The sequence below is a fragment of the Methylobacterium sp. WL103 genome (assembly GCF_008039885.1).
Taxonomy (GTDB): Bacteria; Pseudomonadota; Alphaproteobacteria; order Rhizobiales; family Beijerinckiaceae; genus Methylobacterium; species Methylobacterium cerastii.
In genome coordinates, this window is the sequence record NZ_VRUX01000687.1 from 1 (window position 1) to 2,075 (window position 2,075).

3 protein-coding genes are annotated in these 2,075 nt (G+C 74.4%); 2 read left to right on the plus strand and 1 reads right to left on the minus strand.

All coding sequences use genetic code 11. The features are described 5' to 3' along the window. Positions 1-230: 230 nt before the first annotated feature. Complete coding sequence (modB, locus tag FV222_RS24220; protein ID WP_147763961.1) at positions 231-923, plus strand: molybdate ABC transporter permease subunit; 693 nt, start codon at positions 231-233, stop codon at positions 921-923. Positions 924-949: 26 nt separating this feature from the next. Here modB and FV222_RS24225 read toward each other — a convergent pair whose 3' ends face one another. Continuing rightward, on the minus strand, positions 950-1,606 hold the full coding sequence (locus FV222_RS24225) for a glutathione S-transferase (protein ID WP_147763962.1): 657 nt from the start codon (positions 1,604-1,606) through the stop codon (positions 950-952). Positions 1,607-1,668: 62 nt separating this feature from the next. On the opposite strand from FV222_RS24225, the gene FV222_RS24230 reads away from it, so the two are divergent. Then, positions 1,669-2,075 (plus strand): ATP-binding cassette domain-containing protein (locus FV222_RS24230; protein WP_147815841.1); only part of this gene is annotated, 407 nt, incomplete at its 3' end.

The window sequence follows — 2,075 nt, forward strand, 5'->3', positions numbered from 1 at the left end:
AGCCGGCCCGGCCGCGCGACGCCCTGCTCGGGGCCGAGGCCCTCGAGACGCCGCTGCCGGGCCGGCTCCTCGTGCTGCTGAGCCGCCTGCACCGCGCCGAGGAGGCGAAGCCCGGCACGAAGGACGAGACCGGCGCCTGAGCCGCTTGCGCGCCGCGCATCCCCCGTCCAAGGCTGCTTATCGAGCGGCCGCGACGGTCCGCGGCGCCTCCCGGACCGGACGACCCATCCTTGCTCGACCTGACGCCCGACGAGTGGACCGCCGTGGCGCTGAGCCTGAAGGTGGCCGCCGTCGCGACGCTCGCGAGCCTGCTGCCGGGGATCGCCGTGGCGTGGCTTCTCGCCCGGCGGCGGTTTCCCGGGCGCGCCCTGCTCGACGGGCTGGTCCACCTGCCGCTGATCCTGCCCCCCGTCGTCACCGGCTACCTGCTGCTCCTGGCGCTCGGCCGGCGCGGGCTCGTCGGCGGGTGGCTCGCCGAGGTGGGGATCGTGTTCGCGTTCCGCTGGACCGGGGCGGCGCTCGCCTGCGCGGTCATGGGCTTTCCCCTGATGGTGCGGGCGATGCGCCTGTCGATCGAGGCCGTGGACGCCCGCCTCGAACAGGCGGCCGCGACGCTTGGCGCCCGACCGCTGGCGGTGTTCCTCACGGTGACCCTGCCGCTCAGCCTGCCCGGCATCCTCGCCGGCGCGGTGCTCGCCTTCGCCAAGGCGATGGGCGAGTTCGGCGCCACCATCACCTTCGTCTCGAACATCCCCGGCGAGACCCAGACCCTGCCGGCGGCGATCTACACGCTGACGCAGGTGCCCGGCGGCGAGGCCGGGGCGCTGCGCCTCACGCTGATCTCGGTCGCCCTGTCGATGGCCGCCCTGCTGCTGTCCGAACTTCTGGCCCGCCGCATCGGGCGGCGGCTGGGGGCGGGGTGACGGGGATGCTGCGATCCCACCCCGACTCACGCATAGGCATACGGCCCGCCGCGCTCCAGCGCGCGCCGGTAAGCCGGGCGGGCGTGGATGCGGGCGAGCCAGTCGGTCAGGCGCGCGCCGGCGCCGGTGCCGCGCGCGGCGAAGGCTTCGAGCGGGAAGCTCATCTGGATGTCGGCGGCGGTGAAGGCGTCGCCGCCAAACCACGGTCGGTCGGCCAGCGCGCCCTCCCAGTAGGCGGCGTGGCGGCGCAGCTCCGGGTCGACGAACTTGGCCGTGACCGCCTTGGCGATCCCCCGCACCAGGGGGCGCACCAGCGCGGGGCTGCCCGGCGCGAGGCGCGAGAAGACCAGCTTCAGCAGGAGCGGCGGCATCGCCGAGCCTTCGGCGTAGTGGAGCCAGTAGGTGTAGCGGCGATGCTCTTCCGTGCCGGGGGCAGGCACCAGGGCGCCGCCGCAGCGGGCGGTGAGGTATTCGACGATGGCGCCGGATTCCGCCACCGTCACGGCGCCGTCGGTGATCACCGGCGACTTGCCGAGCGGGTGGATCGTCCTGAGTTCCTGCGGCGCCAGCATGGTCTCGCGGTCGCGGGCGTAGCGCTTCACGTCGTAGTCCAGGCCGAGCTCCTCGAGCAGCCAAAGCACCCGTTGCGAGCGGCTGTTCTCCAGGTGGTGGACGATGATCATGCGCGGCCTTCCGTGAGGGTGTCGTCGCACAACGCGGGGACGCCGCGAAGGAGCCGGCCGGCATGACGATCGCCGTCGCCGTCGCCCTGCGCCGGGGGGCGTTCACGCTGGACGCCGCCTTCGAGGCCGGGGCCGGGCTCACCGCCCTGTTCGGCCGCTCGGGCTCGGGCAAGACCACGCTGATCGACCTGATCGCCGGGCTGAGCCGCCCCGATCGCGGCCGCATCGTCGTCGCTGGCGAGACGTTGGTCGACACGGAGCGGCGCATCGCCCTGCCGGTGCATCGGCGCCGGATCGGGCTGGTGTTCCAGGACGCGCGCCTGTTCCCGCACCTCAGCGTGCGGGGCAACCTCGGCTACGGTCGGCTCTTCTCCGGCCAGAGGGCGGACCGGGCCGAGCACGACGCGGTGGTCGACATGCTCGGCGTCGGCCACCTGCTCGACCGGCGGCCGGCGGGCCTCTCCGGCGG